This is a genomic window from Streptomyces natalensis ATCC 27448 (assembly GCF_000935125.1).
GTDB classification, from domain to species: Bacteria; Actinomycetota; Actinomycetes; order Streptomycetales; family Streptomycetaceae; genus Streptomyces; species Streptomyces natalensis.
The window spans coordinates 79,248-100,256 of the sequence record NZ_JRKI01000056.1 but is presented as its reverse complement, the minus strand read 5'-3'; the positions used below and the strand labels follow the sequence as shown (position 1 = coordinate 100,256).

16 protein-coding genes and 1 riboswitch are annotated in these 21,009 nt (G+C 71.4%); of the genes, 11 read left to right on the top strand and 5 right to left on the bottom strand.

Annotated features, from left to right (window positions below):
- Positions 1-5 precede the first annotated feature (5 nt).
- Positions 6-2,453, bottom strand: a complete 2,448-nt coding sequence (locus SNA_RS30270; RefSeq protein ID WP_044367752.1) for a DNA gyrase/topoisomerase IV subunit A — start codon at positions 2,451-2,453, stop codon at positions 6-8.
- Between the two features lie 290 nt (positions 2,454-2,743).
- Here SNA_RS30270 and SNA_RS30265 point away from each other — a divergent pair, with 290 nt between their 5' ends.
- The 4 genes from SNA_RS30265 to SNA_RS30250 all read left to right on the top strand — a co-directional run bounded on the left by SNA_RS30265 (position 2,744) and on the right by SNA_RS30250 (position 7,699).
- A complete protein-coding gene (locus tag SNA_RS30265; protein ID WP_030068949.1) occupies positions 2,744-4,096 on the top strand; it encodes a M16 family metallopeptidase in 1,353 nt (450 codons plus the stop codon).
- A 29-nt stretch (positions 4,097-4,125) separates the two neighbouring features.
- On the top strand, positions 4,126-5,502 hold the full coding sequence (locus SNA_RS30260; RefSeq protein WP_030068952.1) for a M16 family metallopeptidase: 1,377 nt from the start codon (positions 4,126-4,128) through the stop codon (positions 5,500-5,502).
- Between the two features lie 290 nt (positions 5,503-5,792).
- Positions 5,793-5,948, top strand: a riboswitch (cyclic di-AMP (ydaO/yuaA leader).
- Between the two features lie 13 nt (positions 5,949-5,961).
- Positions 5,962-6,762, top strand: coding sequence for a M23 family metallopeptidase (locus SNA_RS30255; protein WP_044367751.1), 801 nt, complete (start codon positions 5,962-5,964; stop codon positions 6,760-6,762).
- Positions 6,763-7,009: 247 nt separating this feature from the next.
- Positions 7,010-7,699, top strand: coding sequence for a GntR family transcriptional regulator (locus SNA_RS30250; RefSeq protein WP_030068957.1), 690 nt, complete (start codon positions 7,010-7,012; stop codon positions 7,697-7,699).
- A gap of 410 nt (positions 7,700-8,109) precedes the next feature.
- Here SNA_RS30250 and SNA_RS30245 read toward each other — a convergent pair whose 3' ends face one another.
- Positions 8,110-8,391, bottom strand: a complete 282-nt coding sequence (locus tag SNA_RS30245) for an HPr family phosphocarrier protein (protein ID WP_030068958.1) — start codon at positions 8,389-8,391, stop codon at positions 8,110-8,112.
- A 137-nt stretch (positions 8,392-8,528) separates the two neighbouring features.
- On the opposite strand from SNA_RS30245, the gene SNA_RS30240 reads away from it, so the two are divergent.
- The 4 genes from SNA_RS30240 to SNA_RS30225 are packed head-to-tail and all read left to right on the top strand — an operon-like array spanning position 8,529 to position 14,075.
- The gene (locus tag SNA_RS30240; protein ID WP_044367811.1) at positions 8,529-11,546 is read left to right on the top strand and encodes a bifunctional acetate--CoA ligase family protein/GNAT family N-acetyltransferase; all 3,018 of its coding nucleotides are present in this window, start codon (positions 8,529-8,531) and stop codon (positions 11,544-11,546) included.
- 38 nt (positions 11,547-11,584) lie between these two features.
- Positions 11,585-12,178, top strand: a complete 594-nt coding sequence (locus tag SNA_RS30235) for a DUF5998 family protein (protein ID WP_030062996.1) — start codon at positions 11,585-11,587, stop codon at positions 12,176-12,178.
- Positions 12,178-13,368, top strand: coding sequence for an alkaline phosphatase family protein (locus SNA_RS30230; protein ID WP_044367750.1), 1,191 nt, complete (start codon positions 12,178-12,180; stop codon positions 13,366-13,368). Before SNA_RS30235 ends, SNA_RS30230 begins: the two co-directional genes overlap by 1 nt.
- Before the next feature lie 56 nt (positions 13,369-13,424).
- Complete coding sequence (locus SNA_RS30225; protein WP_030062993.1) at positions 13,425-14,075, top strand: thymidine kinase; 651 nt, start codon at positions 13,425-13,427, stop codon at positions 14,073-14,075.
- 320 nt (positions 14,076-14,395) lie between these two features.
- Here SNA_RS30225 and SNA_RS30220 read toward each other — a convergent pair whose 3' ends face one another.
- Positions 14,396-15,001, bottom strand: a complete 606-nt coding sequence (locus SNA_RS30220) for a BBE domain-containing protein (RefSeq protein ID WP_030062992.1) — start codon at positions 14,999-15,001, stop codon at positions 14,396-14,398.
- 245 nt (positions 15,002-15,246) lie between these two features.
- On the opposite strand from SNA_RS30220, the gene SNA_RS42890 reads away from it, so the two are divergent.
- A complete protein-coding gene (locus tag SNA_RS42890; RefSeq protein WP_157880150.1) occupies positions 15,247-15,438 on the top strand; it encodes a hypothetical protein in 192 nt (63 codons plus the stop codon).
- A 257-nt stretch (positions 15,439-15,695) separates the two neighbouring features.
- Here the strand turns inward: SNA_RS42890 and SNA_RS30215 are convergent, their stop codons facing one another.
- Together SNA_RS30215 and SNA_RS43475 are read right to left on the bottom strand one after the other, a co-directional pair.
- Positions 15,696-17,795, bottom strand: coding sequence for a bifunctional polysaccharide deacetylase/glycosyltransferase family 2 protein (locus SNA_RS30215; RefSeq protein WP_044367748.1), 2,100 nt, complete (start codon positions 17,793-17,795; stop codon positions 15,696-15,698).
- Positions 17,792-18,010 carry a hypothetical protein gene (locus SNA_RS43475; protein ID WP_037788379.1) on the bottom strand — a complete coding sequence of 73 codons (219 nt, stop codon included), beginning with the start codon at positions 18,008-18,010 and terminating at the stop codon, positions 17,792-17,794. The genes SNA_RS30215 and SNA_RS43475 overlap by 4 nt, the downstream gene beginning before the upstream one ends.
- Positions 18,011-18,387: 377 nt before the next feature.
- Here SNA_RS43475 and SNA_RS30205 point away from each other — a divergent pair, with 377 nt between their 5' ends.
- Together SNA_RS30205 and SNA_RS30200 are read left to right on the top strand one after the other, a co-directional pair.
- A complete protein-coding gene (locus SNA_RS30205) occupies positions 18,388-19,107 on the top strand; it encodes a hypothetical protein (RefSeq protein ID WP_030062990.1) in 720 nt (239 codons plus the stop codon).
- A 53-nt stretch (positions 19,108-19,160) separates the two neighbouring features.
- Complete coding sequence (locus SNA_RS30200; protein ID WP_157880149.1) at positions 19,161-20,702, top strand: acyltransferase family protein; 1,542 nt, start codon at positions 19,161-19,163, stop codon at positions 20,700-20,702.
- The last annotated feature ends 307 nt before the right edge of the window (positions 20,703-21,009 follow it).

Here is a 21,009-nt window from a genome sequence, read left to right as displayed (position 1 = left end):
CGTGCCTACACCGGCCCCGCCAGCGTCGCCACCTGCTTGGCCAGGGGGATGCCCGAACCGTCGCGGCGCGGGTCCACGTCCGGCAGTGGCACCGGGGTGCCCTTGGCGTCGGCCGCGCGGACCGGAGCGGGGCCGGCCCAGGCCAGGGTCAGGCAGTCCTCGCCCTTCAGGAACCGCTGACAGCGCACACCGCCGGTCGCGCGGCCCTTGCGCGGGTACTGGTCGAACGGGGTGAGCTTGGCGGTGGCCACCGAGTCGTCCAGGGTGCCGTGCGAGCCGGCGACCGTGAACACCATGGCCTCCACGGCCGGATCGACCGCCGAGAAGGCGATCACCTTCGCGTCCGCGACCAGCTTGACGCCGGCCATACCGCCCGCCGGCCGGCCCTGCGGTCGTACCTGCGACGCCGGATAGCGCAGCAGCTGTGCCTCGCTGGTGATGAAGACCAGGTCCTCCTCACCGGTGCGCAGCTCCGCCGCGCCCACGATGCGGTCGCCGTCCTTGAGGGTGATGACCTCCAACTCCTCCTTGTTGGCCGGATAGTCGGGCACCACCCGCTTGACGACGCCCTGTTCGGTGCCGAGCGCCAGGCCCGGCGAGGACTCGTCCAGCGTGGTCAGGCAGATCAGCTCCTCGTCGTCCCCCAGGGCGAGGAACTCCGAGATCTGCGCGCCACCGGAGAGGCTGGGCGCCGCGGCCGTCTCCGGGAGCTGCGGCAGATCGATCACCGGCAGCCGCAGCAGCCGCCCGGCGGAGGTCACCGCGCCCACCTCGCCGCGGGTGGTGGCCGGCACCGCGGAGACGATCACATCGTGCTTGACCCGCTTGGCCTCCGCGTCGAACGGCACCTCCCCGGTGACCGTACGCGCCAGCAGCCCCGTCGAGGACAGCAGCACCCGGCACGGGTCGTCGGCGACCTCCAGCGGCACCGCGCCGACCGCCGTGCCGGCCGACTCCAGCAGGACCGTCCGCCGCTCCGTGCCGTACTTCTTGGCGACCGCGGCCAGCTCGCCGGACACCAGCTTGCGCAGCTCCGCGTCCGAATCCAGGATCCGCGTCAGCTGCTCGATCTCCTCCTGGAGCCGGTCGCGCTCCGACTCCAGCTCGATGCGGTCGAACTTGGTCAGCCGGCGCAGCGGGGTGTCGAGGATGTACTGCGTCTGGATGTCGCTCAGCGAGAAGCGCTCGATCAGCCGCTCCTTGGCCTGGGCGCTGTTCTCGCTGGAGCGGATCAGGCGGATGACCTCGTCGATGTCCACCAGGGCGGTCAGCAGGCCCTCGACCAGGTGGAGCCGGTCACGCCGCTTGCTGCGCCGGAACTCGCTGCGCCGGCGCACCACCTCGAAGCGGTGGTCGACATAGACCTCCAGCAGCTCCTTGAGGCCGAGGGTCAGCGGCTGGCCGTCCACCAGGGCGACGTTGTTGATGCCGAAGGACTCCTCCATCGGCGTGAGCTTGTAGAGCTGCTCCAGGACGGCCTCGGGGTTGAAGCCGTTCTTGACCTCGATGACCAGCCGCAGGCCGTGCTCGCGGTCGGTGAGGTCCTTGACGTCCGCGATGCCCTGGAGCCTCTTCGAGCCGACCAGGTCCTTGATCTTGGAGATGACCTTCTCGGGGCCGACGGTGAAGGGGAGTTCGGTGACGACCAGGCCCTTGCGGCGGGCGGTGACGTTCTCCACCGTGACCGTGGCGCGGATCTTGAAGGTGCCGCGGCCCTTCTCGTACGCGTCCCGAACGCCTCCCAGGCCCACGATCCGGCCGCCGGTCGGCAGGTCCGGGCCCGGGACGAAGCGCATCAGGGTGTCGAGATCGGCGTTCGGGTGCTTGATCAGATGGCGGGCGGCGGCGATCACCTCGCCGAGGTTGTGCGGCGGCATGTTGGTCGCCATCCCGACCGCGATCCCGGAGGCGCCGTTGACCAGGAGGTTGGGGTAGGCGGCGGGGAGGGCCACCGGCTCCCGTTCCTGGCCGTCGTAGTTCGGCGTGAAGTCGACGGTGTCCTCGTCGATGGACTCCGTCATCAGGGACGTCGCCGACGCCATCCGGCATTCGGTGTAACGCATCGCGGCGGGCGGGTCGTCGTTGCCCAGCGAGCCGAAGTTGCCGTGGCCGTCCACCAGGGGCAGCCGCATGGAGAACGGCTGCGCCATCCTTACCAGGGCGTCGTAGATGGACGCGTCGCCGTGCGGGTGGAGCTTACCCATGACCTCGCCGACGACCCGGGCGCACTTGACGTACGACCGGTCGGGCCGCAGGCCCATCTCGTTCATCTGGTAGAGGATGCGGCGGTGCACGGGCTTGAGGCCGTCGCGGGCGTCCGGCAGGGCGCGGGAGTAGATGACCGAATACGCGTACTCGAGGAAGGAACCCTGCATCTCGTCGACGACGTCGATGTCGAGGATCCTCTCCTCGAAGTCGTCCGGCGGCGGGGTCTTCGTGCTGCGGCGGGCCATCGCGGCTGCGGCTCCTTCTGCTGCGTCTACTGCCGATGTGGGAACTACACGGTCGGTCGGTCAGGACCCGTGAGTCGTCCGAGTCTGCCTGAGTCTGACGCGGACCATTGTGGACCGCCCCACTGACAACGCCGACCGCGACTCCCCTTTCCCGGTGTCAAGGCCGCTGCGCACGCCCTGCGCGCGCCCTCCGTACGGGTCCGCTCGACGGGGAACTTCGCCAGATGTCGGCGCGGTTGCATACAGTGACAGGACTTCCTCGCAAGCGGATCGAAGGGACGTACATGCCCATGGGTCACACGGCCACAGAACAAGCCGGCTCCGGCGGCCTGACAGCGACCGAGCACCGGCTGGCCAACGGCCTGCGTGTGGTGCTCTCCGAAGACCACCTGACGCCGGTCGCGGCGGTGTGCCTGTGGTACGACGTCGGCTCCCGCCACGAGGTCAAGGGCCGCACGGGCCTGGCTCACCTCTTCGAGCACCTGATGTTCCAGGGGTCCGCGCAGGTGAAGGGCAACGGCCACTTCGAGCTCGTCCAGGGCGCCGGCGGCTCGCTGAACGGCACCACGAGCTTCGAGCGCACCAACTACTTCGAGACCATGCCCGCCCATGAGCTGGAGCTCGCGCTCTGGCTGGAGGCGGACCGGATGGGCTCGCTGCTGACCGCCCTGGACGACGAGTCCCTGGAGAACCAGCGCGACGTCGTCAAGAACGAGCGCCGCCAGCGCTACGACAACGTCCCCTACGGCACGGCCTTCGAGAAGCTGACGGCCATGGCGTACCCGGAGGGCCACCCCTACCACCACACCCCCATCGGGTCGATGGCCGATCTGGACGCGGCCTCCCTGGAGGACGCGCGGGCGTTCTTCCGTACGTACTACGCGCCCAACAACGCGGTCCTGTCGGTCGTCGGGGACATCGACCCCGAGGAGACGCTGGCCTGGATCGAGAAGTACTTCGGCTCGATCCCCTCGCACAACGGCAAGCAGCCGCCGCGTGACGGCTCGCTGCCCGACGTCATCGGCGCGGAGCTGCGCGAGGTCGTCGAGGAGGAGGTGCCCTCCCGCGCCCTGATGGCGGCCTACCGGCTGCCGCACGACGGCACCCGGGAGGCGGACGCCGCCGACCTCGCGCTGACCGTCCTGGGCGGCGGCGAGTCCTCCCGGCTCTACAACCGCCTGGTGCGCCGCGACCGCACCGCCGTCGCCGCCGGTTTCGGCCTGCTGCGGCTGTCCGGGGCGCCGTCCCTGGGCTGGCTGGACGTGAAGACGTCCGGCGGCGTGGAGGTCCCCGCCATCGAGCGCGCCGTCGACGAGGAACTGGCCCGCTTCGCCGCCGAGGGGCCGACCCCGGAGGAGATGGAGCGCGCGCAGGCCCAGTTGGAGCGCGAATGGCTCGACCGCCTGGCCACGGTCAGCGGCCGCGCCGACGAACTGTGCCGCTTCGCCGTCCTGTTCGGCGATCCGCAGCTCGCGCTGACCGCCGTCCGGCGCGTCCTGGACATCACGCCCGAGGAGGTGCAGACGGTCGCCAAGGCCCGGCTGCGCCCCGACAACCGCGCGGTGCTGGTGTACGAACCCACCGAGCCGACCGCCCCGGCCGACGCGGCCGCCGACACCGAGAAGGAGGAGGCGGACCGGTGAGCGACGCCCCCACCCGCGCAGATTCCGCCATGACCGCCATGGAATTCCACCCCCAGCCCAAGGGCGGCGCGCCCCGGCCGTGGGCCTTCCCGGCCCCCGAGCGTTCGCAGCTGCCCAACGGGCTGACGCTGCTGACCAGCCACCGCCCAGGCCAGCAGGTCGTCGCCGTCGAGATCAACCTCCTCGCCCCCCTGGAGGCCGAGCCCGAGGGCCTGGACGGTATCTCCACGATCATGGCGCGCGCCCTGTCGGAGGGCACCGACAAGCACGACGCCGAGGAGTTCGCCGCCGAGCTGGAGCGCTGCGGCGCCACCCTGGACGCGCACGCCGACCACCCCGGCGTACGGGTCTCCCTGGAGGTGCCGGCCTCCCGGCTGTCCCGCGCGCTCGGCCTGCTCGCCGACGCGCTGCGCGCCCCCGCCTTCCCGGACAGCGAGATCGAGCGCCTGGTCCGCAACCGCCTGGACGAGATCCCGCACGAGCTCGCCAACCCGGCGCGCCGGGCGGCGATGGCGCTGTCCAAGGAGCTGTTTCCGGCCACCTCCAGGATGTCGCGGCCCCGCCAGGGCACCGAGGAGACCGTCGCGCGCATCGACGCCGCGGCCGTCCGCGCCTTCTACGACGCCCATGTACGGCCCGCCACGGCCACCGCCGTCATCGTGGGTGACTTCACCGGCGTCGACCTGGACGCGGCGCTCGCCGGCACCCTGGGCGCCTGGAGCGGCTCCGGTGCCGAGCCGCTCAAGCTGTCGTCGATCACCGCCGACGACAGCGGCCGCGTGGTGATCGTGGACCGCCCCGGGGCCGTCCAGACGCAGCTGCTCATCGGCCGTATCGGCGCCGACCGCCACGACCGGGTCTGGCCCGCGCAGGTCCTCGGCACGTACTGCCTGGGCGGCACCCTGACCTCCCGGCTGGACCGGGTGCTGCGCGAGGAGAAGGGCTACACCTACGGGGTGCGGGCCTTCGGCCAGGTACTGCGCTCGTCCGCCGACGGCAGCGGTGCCGCGATGCTCGCGATCAGCGGCTCGGTGGACACCGCCTCCACCGGGCCGGCGCTCCAGGACCTGTGGAAGGTGCTGCGCACCCTGGCGGCGGACGGGCTCACCGACGCCGAGCGGGATGTCGCCGTGCAGAACCTCGTCGGGGTCGCACCGCTGAAGTACGAGACCGCGGCGGCCGTCGCCGGCACCCTCGCCGACCAGGTCGAGCAGCATCTCCCGGACGACTTCCAGGCGCAGTTGTACGCCCGGCTCGCCCAGACCGGCACGGTCGAGGCGACCGCGGCCGTCGTGAGCGCCTTCCCGGTGGACCGCCTGGTGACGGTCCTGGTGGGGGACGCGGCGCAGATCGCCGAGCCCGTGAAGGAGCTCGGCATCGGCAAGGTGACGGTCGTCAGCGGCTGAGGACCGCCGGGCCTGACGGGCATTCAGCGCCGGTCGTCGGCACGGCGACCGGCCGCACACCGGCCGGCTGCCCGACGGCCGGCCGGGGCCCGTACCGGCGGCAAAGCGACAAAGCGGCTCCCGTGGTGCATGTCCACCACGGGAGCCGTCGTATGTCCGAAAGGCGCGGCCGGTTGCCCCTCGTTCTTGTGGCATGGCGCACAAAGTGTCGGTTCTGTTTGCCGATTGAAAGTTGCCCCGATTAGCGTCGGTCCGGCTGTTCGTCACAAGACCGCCACAACAGTGGCACCGGACAGTCATCGCCGAGTCCCCGTACGGCGCGAGCCAGGGGAGCCGGGGACCCACACGTCCCCTGGGGTGAATCGGGCGCCTCTTCGGAGGGGCCCGTAGGAGACCTTCCTGCTCCGAACCCGTCAGCTAACCCGGTAGGCGAGAAGGAAGGAAAGGACAAGCCAGCAGATGGCGTTCACCCGTGCCACCGGGAAACATCGTGGTGCGAGCCGCACGGCTCGCCGCACCCGCAAGATAGCCGGCACCGCCACCCTCGCGGCCACCGGCATCGTCGCCTCCATGGCCGCGCCCGCGCTGGCCGCTTCCGCCGGGACTCCCGCCGAGAACACCGGCCTCCAGCAGGCCGTCGTGATGGGCGACGAACTCGCCGGACGCGTCGCGGCGCAGGCCGATGCGCAGGAGGCCGCCGCCGAGGCCGCCGCCGCGCAGGCGAAGGCGGAGGCCGTCGCCCAGCGCGCGGCCGACGAGGCCGCACGCCGCGCCGAGGCCGCCGAGAAGAAGGCCAAGGCGGAGCACGAGGCCAAGCAGCGCGCGGCCCGCGAGGCGGAGCGCAAGCGCCTCAACGCCTTCGTCGCGCCCGTCGCCGACTCCTACGTCTCGACCGGCTACAAGGCATCCAGCAGTCTGTGGTCCTCCGGCAGCCACACCGGCATAGACTTCCACGCCGCCACCGGCACCTCCGTCCACGCCGTCGGCGCGGGCACGGTCGTCGAGGCCGGCTGGGGCGGCGCGTACGGCAACAACATCGTGATCAAGATGCACGACGGTACGTACACCCAGTACGGCCACCTGTCCTCCATCGGGGTCTCGGTCGGCCAGAGCGTCACCCCGGGGCAGCAGATAGGGCTCTCCGGCGCCACCGGCAACGCCACCGGCCCGCATCTGCACTTCGAGGCCCGCACCGGCCCGGACTACGGCTCGGACATCGACCCCATCGCCTACCTGCGCGCGCACGGCGTCGACGTCTGAGGCCGCCGCACCCCGGTGAAGCCCCGGCCGCCCGCCGGGGCTTCGCCGTACCCGGCGGGCGTCGGACGGCAGGGACCGGCGGCGGACGGCGGACAGCGGACGGAACCCACCGGCCGTTCGTGCGCCTGGCCAAAAAATATCCATGAATTCCGGGAGTCCATCGGAAAAATCGTCCCCGTCGAATAGAGTCATTCAAAACCCGCCGATCGGCGGCGTTTTCCCGGGGATTACGGCGGAGGCACGGACGATGCGAGGCCATCTTTCCGCGCATGCGGTGTGCACGGCGATTCGCGACGACATTGTCTCCGGTGCGCTCGCGCCGGGGAGCCGGCTGGTCGAGGAAATTCTCGCGGCCCGCTACGGCGTCTCCAGGGTCCCGGTCCGTGAGGCGCTGCGCACCCTCCAGTCGGAGGGCTTCGTCACCACGCGCCGGCACGCGGGCGCCTGCGTCGCCGAGCCCACCGAGCAGGAGGCGGCCGATCTCCTGGACATCCGCGCCGTGTTGGAGCCTCTGGGCGCCGCCCGCGCCGCCGTCCGCCGCAGTCCCGCGCATCTGAAGGTGCTGCGCGGTCTGGTCCGGCTCGGCCGCGAGCGGGCGCGCCACGGTCACGCCGCGGACCTGCGTCAACTGGACGGCTGGTTCCACGAGACGCTCGCCCAGGCGGCCGGCAGCCCCAGCCTGACGGCGCTGCTCACCCAGCTGCGGCGGAAGATCGAGTGGATGTACACCGTGGAAGGGGCGCCCCGGGCGGGCGAGTCCTGGGACGAACACGGCGCCGTGCTGGACGCGGTGGCCCGGGGCGATGCGGAACGCGCCCGCGCCCTGATGGCGGCTCATATCGAACGCTCCCTCCCGGTGCACCGGCTGCGACGCCCTGCCGCGCCTGCCGTGAGGGACGCGAAACGGCCCGTCAACACAGCGCGCGCCCGCAATTAACATGCGGTCTGTATACAAAGGGGCGGGGAAAGGGCGCGATACAGCGGAACGGGGAAAAGGGCGCGGTGCGCGCGGCCGTGTGCGCCGTGTGTCCGGGCCGCGTAATGGGCCGGGTAATTCCACCCGATCGATTCCCGGGTAATTCGGCCCGGAATTTCGGCTTGCCCGTACGGGAAATTCACCCGGAGTCGGCCCCGGGGCCGGAGCCCGATACGTATCCGGTACCGAATTCGGTGCCAGTGCCAGTGCCAGTGCCAGTGCCAGATCCGGTGCCGGTGCCGGCTCCGGTACCGGAGCACCGCGACGGACGATCTCCGCCCGCCACCCCACGACAACGACCCCGCCGCGGCGACCATTTCCGGTCACCGCCGCGGGGTCGCGGACAGTGCAAGCGGGAGACCCTGACGGACTCAGACCGTCTCGGGCAGCTCCTCCAGGCCCTCGGCGACGAGCTTCGCCAGGCGGTCGAGCGTGGCCTCGGCGCCCTCGGCGTCGGAGGCCAGGACGATCTCCTCGCCACCCTGGGCGCCGAGGCCCAGGACCGCGAGCATGGAGGCCGCGTTGACGGGGGTGCCATCGAGCTTGGCGATCGTCATCGGGATGCCCGCCGCGGTGGCCGCGCGGACGAAGATCGAGGCGGGGCGGGCGTGCAGGCCCTCGGCCCAGCCGACATTGACGCGGCGCTCAGCCATGGTGATGCCCTTCAAGTCGCGTGACAGTTGTCTAGACCATTCTTGCACGCTGCCGGGAGTGCTCCGGCAGCGCTCCGATGTGACCGAGCGTACGCAGGAGGGGCCGGTTGTCAGTGCTCCGCCGTACGCTTGTCCGCATGCAGACGCAGCCCGACCACGCGTACCCGGCCCACTGGGAAGCCGACGTGGTCCTGCGCGACGGCGGCACGGCGCGGATCCGCCCCATTGCCCCCGACGACGCCGAGCGGCTGGTGTCGTTCTACGAGCAGGTTTCGGACGAGTCGAAGTACTACCGGTTCTTCGCCCCCTACCCGCGGCTGTCCGACCGCGATGTCCACCGCTTCACCCACCACGACTACGTCGACCGGGTCGGCCTCGCCGCCACCGTGGGCGGTGAGTTCATCGCCACCGTCCGCTACGACCGGATCGACGACCAGGGCCTGCCCGCCAAGGACCCCGAGGACGACCAGGCCGAGGTCGCCTTTCTGGTGCAGGACGCCCACCAGGGCCGCGGGGTGGCCTCCGCCCTTCTGGAGCACATCGCCGCGGTGGCCCGCGAGCGCGGCATCCGCCGGTTCGCCGCCGAGGTGCTGCCCGCCAACTCCAAGATGATCAAGGTGTTCACGGACGCCGGCTACACCCAGAAGCGCACCTTCGAGGACGGCGTGGTCCGGCTGGAGCTGGACCTCGAGCCGACCGAGCAGTCCGTGGCCGTGATGCGCGGCCGCGAACAGCGCGCCGAGGCCCGTTCCGTCCAGCGGCTGCTCGCGCCGGGCTCGGTCGCCGTCATCGGGACGGGCCGCGCCCCCGGCGGCGTCGGCCGCTCCGCCCTGCGCAGCCTCCTCGACTCCGGCTTCACCGGCCGCGTCCATGCCGTCAACCACGCCTTCCCCGAGGGCATGGACCGCCTAGAGCCCGAGGGCGTGCCCGCGGTCCGTTCCCTGCGCCAGATCGCCGACCCGGTCGATCTGGCGGTCATCGCCGTCCCCGCGGCCCGCGTCCCCGAGGCGGTCCGCGACTGCGGCGAACACGGCGTGCAGGGCGTGCTGATCCTCTCCTCCGGATACGCCGAAGCGGGCCCCGACGGCCGCGAGCGCCAGCGCGCGCTGCTCCGCCTGGCCCGCTCCTACGGCATGCGGCTCATCGGGCCGAACGCCTTCGGCATGATCAACACCTCCCCGGCCGTGCGGCTGAACGCCTCGCTGGCGCCCCAGATGCCCGGCGCCGGGCACATCGGCCTGTTCACCCAGTCCGGTGCGATCGGTATCGCCCTGCTCAGCGGGCTGCACGCGCGCGGCCCCGGTGACGGCGGCATCGCCGGAATCTCCTCCTTCGTCTCGGCGGGCAACCGCGCCGACGTCTCCGGCAACGACCTCCTCCAGTACTGGTACGACGACCCGGACACCGATGTGGTGATCCTCTATCTGGAGTCCATCGGCAATCCCCGCAAGTTCGCCCGGCTCGCGCGCCGTACGGCGGTCGCCAAACCGGTCGTCGTCGCGAAGGGCGCGCGCCACCACGGCACCGCCCCCCTGGGCCATACGGTGCCCACGGTCCGTATCCCCGACAGCACCGTCGCCGCCCTGATGCGCCAGGCCGGGGTGATCCGCGTCGACACCGTCACCGAACTCATCGACGCCGGGCTGCTGCTGGCCTCCCAGCCGCTGCCGGCCGGCCCGCGCATCGCCATCCTGGGCAACTCCGAATCGCTCGCGCTGCTGACGTACGACGCCTGCCTGACCGAAGGGCTGCGTCCGCTGCGTCCCGATGTGCTGGCCCCCGGGGCGACGGCGGACGACTTCCGGGCCGCGCTCGCCACCGCGCTCGCGGGTGACGGCTGCGATGCCGTGGTCGTCACGGCCATCCCCTGGGTCGGCGAAGGGGAAGGCGCCGTTCCGGGCGTCAGGGAGGGCATCGCGCTCGCCGCCGCCCTGCGCTCCGCCGCCGCGGCGGATCCGGCCAAGCCGGTGGCCGTCGTGCACCTGGCCATGGACGACCTCGCGCAGACGCTTGCCGCACCGGGGGCGTCCCCCGAGCCGCCCGCGCCGCCCCGGGACGCACAGCCACCCGTCCCGCCCCCGGCCCCCGCCCGGACCGTCGACCCCGCTCCCGCCCGGCCCGCCGACCCCGGCCCCGCCTCCGTCCAGGCCCCGCCCCGGCCCCCGCTGCCCCCGTACCCGCCCCACCCGCCGCGCCCTCCGGCCCCGCCCTCGGCCGCCCCGCCGACGGCGGCGGAGGCCGCACCCCCGGCCCCGGCCCGCCGCCCCGGCCCCGTCCGGATCCCCGCCTACCCGGCCGCCGAGCGGGCCGTCCGCGCGCTCGCCGAGGCAGTCCGCTACGCCGCCTGGCGCCGGGACGCCGCCGAGCCGGGCCGCGTCCCCGAGTACGACGACATCCAGGAAGCCGCCGCCGGAGCCGATATCGAGCGGCTGCTCGACCGCCTCACCCCCGACCCCGCCGCCGGCCGCTCCGTGGCGCTGCCGCCCGCCGACGCCGAGGCCCTGCTCGCCCGCTACGGCATCCACGCCCGCCCCTCCCTGCCCGCCCCCGACGCCGACGCGGCCCTCCGCGCCGCCGCCCGCCTCGGCTATCCCGTCGCCCTCAAGACCACGGCCCCCCATCTGCGCCACCGCGCCGACCTCGGCGGCGTCCGCCTCGACATCGCCGGCGAGCGCGAACTGCGCCGCACCTACGCCGAGTTGACGGACTTCCTCGGCTCGCCCGAGGTGCTGCGGCCGGTCGTCCAGGCGATGGTGCCGCGCGGCGTGGACACGGTCGTCCGCGCCGCCATCGACCCGGCCGCCGGCGCCGTGCTCTCCTTCGGGCTGGCCGGCGCCCCCTCCCAGCTGCTCGGTGACCTCGCCCACCGTCTGATTCCGGCCACCGACCGCGATGTCGCCGACCAGATCAGGTCGATCCGCGCCGCCCCGCTCCTGTTCGGCTGGCGCGGCTCCCAGCCGGTGGACACCACCGCGCTCGCCGAGCTGCTGCTGCGGGTGTCACGACTGGTCGACGACCACCCCGAGGTGGTCGGCGTCGACCTCGAACCGGTCGTTGTCGCTCCGCACGGCCTGTCCGTCCTGGGAGCCGCCGTCCGCCTGGCCCGCCCGCCCGCCACCACTGACCTCGGCCCCCGCCGCCTGCCCGTCTACTGAGGCTCTCGCGGGCCGGTGCGCCCCGTAAGATGGACCCCATGGCTAAGACCGGTACGACGACCCAGGGGCTGCGCGCGGCGATCGAGCGCAGTGGCTATTACCCGACCCTCGTTGCCGAGGCGGTGCAGGCCGCGGTGGGCGGTGAGGCGGTCGGGTCGTACCTCGTCCACCAGGAGACGACCTTCGATGCCAACGAGGTCCGCCGCCATGTCACGGTCCTGGTCCTGACCGGCACCCGCTTCATCGTCAGCCACACCGACGAGCAGGCCGCCGACGCCACCAGCCCCTCCCCGTACGCCACCACCTCCACCGAGTCCGTCAAGCTCGGCCGGATCTCGTCCGTGGTGCTCAGCCGGGTGGTCGCCAACCCCGAGTCCTACACCCCCGGCCAGCTGCCCCGCGAGGTCGTCCTCACCATCGGCTGGGGCGCCGTCGCCCGCCTGGATCTCGAACCCGCCGCCTGCGGCGACCCCAACTGCGAGGCGGACCACGGCTACACGGGCTCCTCCACCGCCGACGACCTCTCGCTGCGGGTCAGCGAGGCGGGCGACGGACCGGACTCGGTCCGCGAGACCCTTGCGTTCGCCCAGGCACTCTCCGAGGCCACCGCCGCCACCAGCAGCACCCGCTGATGGCCCACACCGCCCCCGCGTGGCCCGAGCCGGCGCCCCTGGACCCGCTCACCGCCCCCGTGCCGCGCTACGGCACGGGTTCGCTCGCCGATCTGCTGCCCGCCATCGTCGCAGGCCAGGGGGTGCGCGAGGTCGCCACCTCGATGGAACTGGCCCCTGCCGACCGGGCCTGCGTGTTCCTCGTCGACGGACTCGGCTGGGAACTGCTGCGCGCCCACCCGGAGGAGGCGCCGTTCCTGACCTCTCTCCTGGACAGCTCCTGCAACGGCACCGGCCGCCCGCTCACCGCCGGGTTCCCCGCCACCACCGCCACCTCCCTCGCCTCGGTCGGCACCGGCCTGCCCCCGGGGGCCCACGGCCTGGCCGGATACCTCTGCGAGGACCCGGCCACCGGCGCCCTGATGAACCAGCTGCGCTGGCGCCCGTGGACCGACCCGTACGTCTGGCAGCCCTACCCGACCGTCTTCGGGCTGGCCGACGCCGCCGGCATCCACACCTGCCAGGTCTCCGCACCGGACTTCGAGCACACCCCGCTGACCAAGGTGGCGCTCAGCGGCGGCACCTTCCACGGCCGCCTCTCCGGCGAGGAGCGGATGGACCTCGCCGCCGAGCAGCTCGCCGCCGGTGACCGTTCGCTGGTCTACACGTACTACTCCGAGGTCGACGGCAAGGGCCACCGCTACGGCGTCGACTCGGACGCCTGGCGCGGACAGCTCCAGTACGTCGACCGGCTCGCCGAGCGGCTGGCCGAGCAGCTCCCGCCGCGCTCCGTCCTGTACGTCACCGCCGACCACGGCATGATCGACATTCCCTTCGGCCCCGAGTCCCGGATCGACTTCGACGAGGACTGGGAACTGCGCGCCGGCGTACGCCTGTTGGGCGGCGAGGGCCGGGCCCGGCATGTGTACGCGCATCCGGGGGCGGCCGGCGATGTGCTGGCCATCTGGCGCGAGGTGGTCGGCGAGCAGATGTGGGTGGCGAGCCGCGAAGAGGCCATCGCCGCCGGATGGTTCGGCCCGCGGGTCGATGACCGGGTACGCGGCCGGATCGGCGATGTGGTGGCCGTCGCGCACGCCGACATGGCCATCATCGCCTCCGAACGCGAACCGGGGGAGTCCTCGATGGTCGGCCTGCACGGCTCGATGACCCCGGCCGAGCAGCTGGTGCCCCTCCTGGAAGTCCGCACCTGACCCCTGCGGCCCCTGTCCGTCCCCTCCCAACGAGCCCGAAAGGCCCGCTACTTCCCATGCCCGAGCTGGTGTTCTTCTCCGGGACGATGGACTGTGGAAAGTCGACTCTGGCGCTCCAGATCGAGCACAATCGCTCGGCGCGCGGGCTGAAGGGGTTGATCTTCACGCGCGATGACCGTGCGGGTGAGGGGAAGCTGTCGTCGCGTCTGGGGCTGGTGACGGATGCGGTGGAGGCAGCCCCGGGGATGGACCTCTATGGGTACCTCGTGGAGCAGATGACGTACGGCGGCAAGGTCGATTACGTCATCGTGGATGAGGCCCAGTTCCTCGCGCCCGACCAGATCGACCAGCTGGCCCGGATCGTGGACGATCTTGCCCTGGACGTCTTTGCCTTCGGCATCACCACGGACTTCCGTACGAAGCTCTTCCCGGGGTCTCAACGGCTGATCGAGCTGGCGGACCGGGTGGAGACGTTGCAGGTCGAGGCGATGTGCTGGTGTGGCGCTCGGGCCACTCACAATGCCCGCACGGTGGGCGGCGAGATGGTGGTCGAGGGCGAGCAGGTGGTGGTCGGGGATGTGGACATGCCCGCGGAGGAGGTCGGGTACGAGGTCCTGTGCCGACGCCATCACCGTAGGCGGATGACGAGCGCTGCGGCCCGAGCGGCGGCGCTGTCGCCCGATGTGCTGCCGGTCACCTCTGACTGAGGCCGGCGCGCGCGCCTGGCCGCAGGTTCGCGTTGTGGGGCAGGCCCCGTGCGCGACCAGCCGAGGGGGTGAGGTGCGGTGCTGCATCGTGCAGCTGGTCGGCAATGGTGTCGGGGTCGGGCACGGATACCGCAAGGAGACTGAAAGCCGAGGACGGCCGTAGTCCGATGCACAACACCGGGCCGCCACCGCGCCGGACCGCCACGAAATCCCTGCCGACCGAGTGCCGCCGTACGCCGATGCAGCCGCAGCGCGGCCTGCTCACCCGGCTCGACCACACTCTCCATGCCATCAGGCAAAAGGCCCCCCGTTCCCCGGCTTCATGCACGATCGCCGCGATTTCGCTGCGGAGCCTTCGGACTCTGATCGTCGGCGGCAGGCTCAGCAACCGGCCTGCCCGGCGTGACTGCTTGGGGGAAGGTGAACAGCTGCTCGGCGTCACAGGCGGCCTTGACGCGCTGCATCCTTGGGTAGTTCTCGCCGTGGTAGGCCACCGCCCAGTCGTTGAGTTCGCGATCCACGCCGTTGGAGTAGCCGCCGATCCCCAGGCGGGGCTGCATGGTGGCATGGATGTCGCGCAGCCACTTGAGTCTGCGGTCGATGTGCGTGCGGTCGGTGAACTGGTGCCAGTAGGAGTGGTATTGCACGACGCCGACGGCAGTCCGGTGGGGGAAGGCGGTGGCACCGGGGGGCCGGTCGCTGACGGCGCCGCCGAGGGCGTCGATGAGGAGGCCGCTGGCCCCGCCCACGGCGGTGAACTTGTGCAGCTGCTCAAGAGCGGTGGCCATCTCGGCTGCTGACGCCGTGCCGATCGGTTCACGCACGAAATGGGACTTGGCCGCGAAGGCGACCCGGGGTCCCCAGGTGCCGCCGCCCCAGCGGTCCGCTTCGCAGGCGGCCCGTGTGTAGTCGCAGGGGACGATCACCCGGTCGGTCCCTGGCCGTCGGATACCTCGGACTTCTCCTCACCGGCGACCATCGGCAGGGCGTATTCACCACGCTCGGCGTGGGCCTCGGGTTTTCCTTCGTCAACCAGGTCCTCTGACCCGCGTCGTCGGCGCGAGCCTCGGCAAGCTCATCACCCGAACCCGCCTGATCCTTATAACGGTTGGTGGCCGTCCCCCGTCTGCCTCGGCTGTCCCGCCGCTGGCCGGCCGGCATGCTCTTCACGGTGTACTCGGACGCGGTCGCGCATTTCCCGAACATGAATCGCGGCGACCGGCCGGATTCCACCGGGGCGGATATGCCCAAGGATTTCTGCGGCATCCCCCATCAGACGCGCCATGCCAGGCCCCCTGCCATGGCGATGCCCGACGTGAACGCAACTTCACCCACGACCGCACAGCCGGAAGCGGGCGGGTGACCGTCACGCTCGCCTGGGCTCCCGGTGGCTCGGCGTGGCGCTCTCCGGCGTCACCGGCCCACGATGACCGAGATGACGAGGAGAGCGGCACCGACCGCACAGGCCCAGGGTGCTGACAGGGCGACCGCGATGAGGAAGAAGAGCATCGCCTTCTTTGCTCGGGTGGGCGACTACGTTGCAGCGGGCCGTCTGGGGAGCGGGAGAGCGGGAGAGCGGGAGAGCTGGAGTCGGTATCGGTGAACGCCTGGGACGGGTGGTTACGCCGTTGCTGGGTGCGCCCGTGCCTCCGCATGGGTTGTGGAGGGGTTCCGCCACCGGGGGCCGGCTCCGAGTGCTGCGGTGACCAGGGCGTGGATGGTGACCAGGCACAGGGCCAAGCGGTAGAGGATCTGCTGGGGCGGGACGAGCCACAGGTGGCGCAGGCTCTCGTTGTCCTTGCGCAGGGCGTAGGCGGCGAGGGCGAGTTGGGCGAGGGTGAAGACGGCCCAGGTGAATGCCGGGACGGGCGTGGTCCCGGAGGTGAGCCCGTACAGGGCGGCGGCGTCCATGAGGGGTGCTGCGAGCGGCAGGGCGAGTTGGAACAGCAGCAGATAGGGGAGGGTGCGGCGGCCGAGGCGGCCGGCGATGCCGGTTTCCTTGACGGCGTGCCGGTGCTTCCAGATGGACTGGAGGGTGCCGTAGGCCCATCTGTGGCGCTGGTGCCAAAGGCCGGCAAGGGTCGTGGGGACGTGAGTGCGGGCGTGTGCGTCGCTTCGGTAGACGACGCGCCAGCCGGCCCGGCACAGGGCCATGGCGATGTCGGTGTCTTCGGCGAGGGTGTCGGCGCTGATGCCGCCGCAGGAGGCCAGGGCTGATCGCCGGAAGGCCCCGATGGCTCCGGGAACGGTCGGGCTGGCGCCGGCCAGGTCGAACAGCCGGCGTTCCAGGCCGAAGCTCATGACGTATTCGAGGTGCTGCCACAGGGGCAGCAGGCCCTTGCGGTTGGCGACCTTCGTGTTGCCGGCCACCGCGCCGACCGACGGGTCGGCGAGAGAGGCGGCCAGGCGTGCCACCGCGCCCGGGGCAATCGTGGTGTCCGCGTCGACCATGAGGATCACCTCGTGCGCGGCGTGCGCGATGCCTGCGTTCAGGGCGGCGGGCTTGCCCCGGTTGGGCTGGGTCACGACGCGCACCCTGGGGTCCGTCACGGTGCGGGCTGCTGCCGCGGTGTCGTCGGTCGAGCCGTCGTCGACCACGACGACATCGATGTCGGGACAGCCGCCGTCCAGCAGAGCGCGTACGCAGGAGGCGATGGTCGCCTGCTCGTTGTGGGCGGGGATGACGGCGGAGACGCTGGGCAGGGGTTGGGGCAAAGCCCGTTTTCCGGTGCGCCTTCGGTGTGCGGCCGCCGCCGCGGCGAGCAAGAGCAGGCGGGCGGTGGTCAGCAGGGCCACCGCGTACAGCAGCCAGGCGGCAGCGGGGGGCACGGTGACGGCTGCTTGAATCAGGCCGATCAGGGCGGTGCCGTACCAGCGGTCGAGCCGCGTGGCCGAGGCTGCCTGGGGCGGCAGGCCGACTGCCTTGGTCACAGTGGTGAAGCGGTATCCGCGTGCTTTGAGGGTGTCGATGAGCCGCCCCAGGGCCGCGACGGTCCGGGACCGGTCGCCGCCGCCGTCGTGCAGGAGGACGACGGCCCCTCGGCCGTCCTGCGGCGCGGCGTCGCGCACGATGTCTTCGGCGTTGCGTGCCTCCCAGTCGAGACCGTCCTGGGTGGACAGGACGGTCAGGTAGCCCAGCGCACCCGTGCGCAAAGCGGCGTGCCAGTCACGGTTGTTGACCGCGTCGGGCATGGAGGAGAACGGCGGCCGCAGGAGCGTCGTGCTCGTCCCGGTGGCTCCGGCCAGGACGGCACGGCTGGTGGCGAGCTCCAGGCGCATCTGCCAGATCGGTGCGGTGGCCAGGTCGGCGTGGGTGAAGGTGTGCAGGCCGACTTCGTGTCCTGCGGCCGTCTCCGCGCGGACCAGCCCGGGGCGTTCGACCACGTGCCGGCCGATGACGAAGAACGTCGCCGGTACATGTTTTGCGGCCAGCAGTTGGAGGATCCGCGGGGTCCAGGTGGGGTCCGGGCCGTCGTCGAAGGTGAGCGCCACCGTGCCTGGGCGCACGTCCAGGCTGACCGGGGAGCCGCTTCGGGTGTCGACGACGGGTCCGCCGCCGGACACGGAATGCGGCACGAGGCCGTCCGGCTCCTGGTCCTGGTCGGTGCCCGGTTCACCGACGCCGCGCAGGATCGAGGTCGCCAGGAACAGGGCCGCCAGGAACACCGTGAGGACACCGGCCAGGACCCACCAGTGCCCGCGGGGCGAGACCGCCCTCATCGCACGGGGGTCGTGCCGACGGCCTCGACCGGGCTCATTGCAGGCGCCCTGGGGTCGGCGTACAGCACGCTGCCGGCCACCGCGAGGATGCACAGGCACAAGAGGCACACCACCGCTCCCACGGCGGTCACGAGCCTGCGGCGGTGGCCGTGCGGGTCGTCGAAGAGGGATGGGGTGGGCTGCGGACGCGGCGGGCTGAGAAGCTCGTTGCTCACGGCACCGGATGCTAGGAAGATCGTCTGCGAGCGGTTTCCATGGCGCGCGGGCATTCCCCCGCAGGAGCGAGCCGCAGCCACGCGACTTGACGGCGGATGCGGCGAATGGGGCGACTTCGGCGACCCGGCCCGCTTCGCTGCCCAAGGGTTCGAGGGGCTCATGCCAGAGTGTCGGCGGGCAGCCCGCGGCCTGACCGTCGAGCAAGGTGCAGGACACGACCGTCGAGCAAGGCACAGGACACGGACGACGAGAGCGTCTTCGAGGGCGGCCTGTAGTGAACCCGCCGACGGGCCGTGGCGCACGCACCGGCCCCGTCAACGCAGATGACGCCATGTCAGGGCCTGCCCCTGCAACCCGCCCGGAGTAGACCCCATCCATGGCCGCGCACTTGGACGCCCCTCCACCCACCGCGCCCGCACCACCGGAACACCGCCCGCGCACCCCGCGCGGCAGGACCCTGCTGCGCCTGGCGTGCGGCCTGCTGGTTCTCGCCGCTCTCGGCTACGCCGGCCTGCGGCTGCATCACCGGCTGAACACCATCGATCTGCCGCAGACGGACACGGTCCCCCAGGGGGGATACACCCTCACCGTCTACTTCACTCCCAGCGAGGCGTACCATCACGGCCCCCGGCGCAGCATCCGCGGCCAGGTCTGCGCCGGCCAAAGCCTGCCGTACAGCTTCCCTGCCGACTACCTGGAGCGCGTCAGACTGGAGGGCTTCGGCAAAACCGCCCGTGGGGACTATCTCGGCTGGGACTTCGACCGGCACTGCTACTTCGCGACCCGTACTCCCCCGATGGGCTCCCACGACAACGCCCTGGTGCCCTGGCAGTCCGTCGCCGCCAACCATCTTTCAACGGGCACGCAGATCCGCGTCACCGACTGCGGTCCGGGAGTGCCCGGTGAGGTCTGCACGCGCGTGAAATCCGCGCACTGGCGCGTCGATGACCTGTGCAGCATCGGCTGCGACGACGTCAAGCACCTCGATCTGTACATCGGTGAACAGAGCCGCGCCGACATCGAAGACGAAGACTTCTACTTCGTCACGAAAGGCGCCACCATCCAGACCAGCACGCCCCAAGCCCAGCGTTGGTGAAACGGTCCACACAAGGGAAGGCCTGGCATGAATCAGAGGCGCGCATGGGCTGGATGAGCGGGACCGTGGGCAGTCGCGTTGTTTCGCGGATCGATGCCTACAACGGTCGCAAAGGCGATGGTGCCGTGTCGGGTCAGGCGTCGGCGGCCATTCCCTTCGCCATTCCGACCGCTGTTGACGCCTCGACGGCGCAGCCGGTGGGACAGGGGCCGGAATCCGTACCTGCCCGCCGGCGTCTCAAGGCCTTGGACGCGTCTCGCGGGTCCGTCGTTGTCCTGCGCCTCTTCATCGGCAGCCAGGTGGCGGAGATCGCTGCCCCTGCCGTACTGCACGCGAACGGCTTTGGGCTGACGGTCGCCGACCTGGTCTTTCCTGGGTTCTTGTTCGCCATGGGTATGGCAGTGCCGGTGTCCATGTCGACTTTTCTCCGGCCGTCGGCCATGCACGAGCCGGGCGGACCGGACAGACGGCCTCATCTGCTGCGCATCGGGCGCCGCGCCACCCTTCTGTACGCGATCGGCATGTTCCTCAACGCGTTCCCGTTCCTGCCCGAGATCTTGGAGCACTTGCGGTTCGTCGGTGTGCTACAGCGACTGGCCGTCGTATACCTGGCGGTATCGCTGCTGTACCTCACGTGCGCCTGGTCCATGCTGCCCGTCAGCAGCCCGGCAGGCTCCGAGGGCAAGGCTGCGACACCCGCTGGTACGCGGTCCCGTGTTGTCCGCTCCCTGGCCCGGACGTTCCTGCTGGGTGGGTTCCCCCTCACGTGCGTCGCCGTCTGGATCGTGGCGACGTACACCTTTCACAACCCGTGGCCCGAATGCGCCGACGTCCACGTACTGGCCCCGGACTGCTCGCTCGAGGCCTACATCGACACGAACATGTGGGGTGTTGGGCACAACTTCGACGGCGGCAAGTTCGACCCAGAAGGTCTCATGTCGACGCTGGTGGCAGTGGTCAACTGCTGGGCAGGTCTTGTCGTCGGTATGGACATCGTCCGGAACAAGCGTCGCTACGGCGTGACCGCCGGCGTTCGCCGGCGTGCGTCCCTTCTGCTCGCCGTCGGCGTGATGTGCGTCGGGGCCGGCCTCGCGCTGGGCCTGGTCATCCCGATCGGCAAACAGTTGTGGACTCCGTCATACGCCCTCGTGACCATCGGGATCACGACCATTGGCTTTGGCCTGGTCCTACTGGCGCTCGACGGCGGGCTGTGGCCTTCTCCCCACAGCCCGGCCGGTGTTGCCAGGTCCGGCGCGGGGAGCCGCCTCGGACGATGGTTGCCGTCGGCCTGCACCGGTGTGACCGCCGCTGCCCGTCGGGGGCGCTTGCCCGTGGGCGACACGCTGGTGGCTCTTGGCCGCAACCCGCTGTTCTTCTATGTCCTGTCCGAACTCGTCACCGACACGCTGAACTACATTCCGGTCCGGTACCACGGCGAGGAGGGATCGGTGTGGAGCGTGTTCGCCGATGTCGGCCTTGCCTCCTGGATGCCTGCGCCGCTCGCAAGCATGGTGTGGGCATTGTTGTGGCTGTTCCTGTTCTACGTGCCGCTCGCGCGGCTGCTCAAAACCCGTGGGTGGTATATCCGCGTGTGAGGGCGGTCGTGGGCACTCCGTCCAGCACAAGGTCGAGAACCAGGAGAACTGTCGTTCCGCCAGGCTTCTCGAACCGTCGCGTCCAGTGATCTGGTGGATGACGAGGGCGGCTCGGGCGAGGCATCCGATCACGAACGGGCGCCGGGCCAGTCTTCGCACCACTCATGCACGCGGGCCTCCGGCTGCGCGCCTCGATGATCTGGGTCAAAGACCTGTGCTGTGCTGGTCGGAGCTCAGCGCCGCTGCGAGCCACCCGGGCGCGGCCCGAAGGGCCCTTGGCGTTTCCCGTCGTTTCGGGGGCCGGTTC

Excerpts from the sequence above, each read along its gene's own strand:
- SNA_RS30205 (WP_030062990.1), top strand. The coding sequence starts at position 18,388 with ATGGCCGCGCACTTGGACGCCCCTCCACCCACCGCGCCCGCACCACCG.
- SNA_RS30255 (WP_044367751.1), top strand. The coding sequence starts at position 5,962 with ATGGCGTTCACCCGTGCCACCGGGAAACATCGTGGTGCGAGCCGCACG.
- SNA_RS30225 (WP_030062993.1), top strand. The coding sequence starts at position 13,425 with ATGCCCGAGCTGGTGTTCTTCTCCGGGACGATGGACTGTGGAAAGTCG.
- SNA_RS30240 (WP_044367811.1), top strand. The coding sequence starts at position 8,529 with ATGCAGACGCAGCCCGACCACGCGTACCCGGCCCACTGGGAAGCCGAC.
- SNA_RS30230 (WP_044367750.1), top strand. The coding sequence starts at position 12,178 with ATGGCCCACACCGCCCCCGCGTGGCCCGAGCCGGCGCCCCTGGACCCG.
- SNA_RS30235 (WP_030062996.1), top strand. The coding sequence starts at position 11,585 with ATGGCTAAGACCGGTACGACGACCCAGGGGCTGCGCGCGGCGATCGAG.
- SNA_RS30270 (WP_044367752.1), bottom strand. The coding sequence starts at position 2,453 with ATGGCCCGCCGCAGCACGAAGACCCCGCCGCCGGACGACTTCGAGGAG.
- SNA_RS30265 (WP_030068949.1), top strand. The coding sequence starts at position 2,744 with ATGGGTCACACGGCCACAGAACAAGCCGGCTCCGGCGGCCTGACAGCG.
- SNA_RS30245 (WP_030068958.1), bottom strand. The coding sequence starts at position 8,391 with ATGGCTGAGCGCCGCGTCAATGTCGGCTGGGCCGAGGGCCTGCACGCC.
- SNA_RS30250 (WP_030068957.1), top strand. The coding sequence starts at position 7,010 with ATGCGAGGCCATCTTTCCGCGCATGCGGTGTGCACGGCGATTCGCGAC.
- SNA_RS30260 (WP_030068952.1), top strand. The coding sequence starts at position 4,126 with ATGACCGCCATGGAATTCCACCCCCAGCCCAAGGGCGGCGCGCCCCGG.
- SNA_RS30200 (WP_157880149.1), top strand. The coding sequence starts at position 19,161 with ATGAGCGGGACCGTGGGCAGTCGCGTTGTTTCGCGGATCGATGCCTAC.
- SNA_RS30215 (WP_044367748.1), bottom strand. The coding sequence starts at position 17,795 with ATGAGGGCGGTCTCGCCCCGCGGGCACTGGTGGGTCCTGGCCGGTGTC.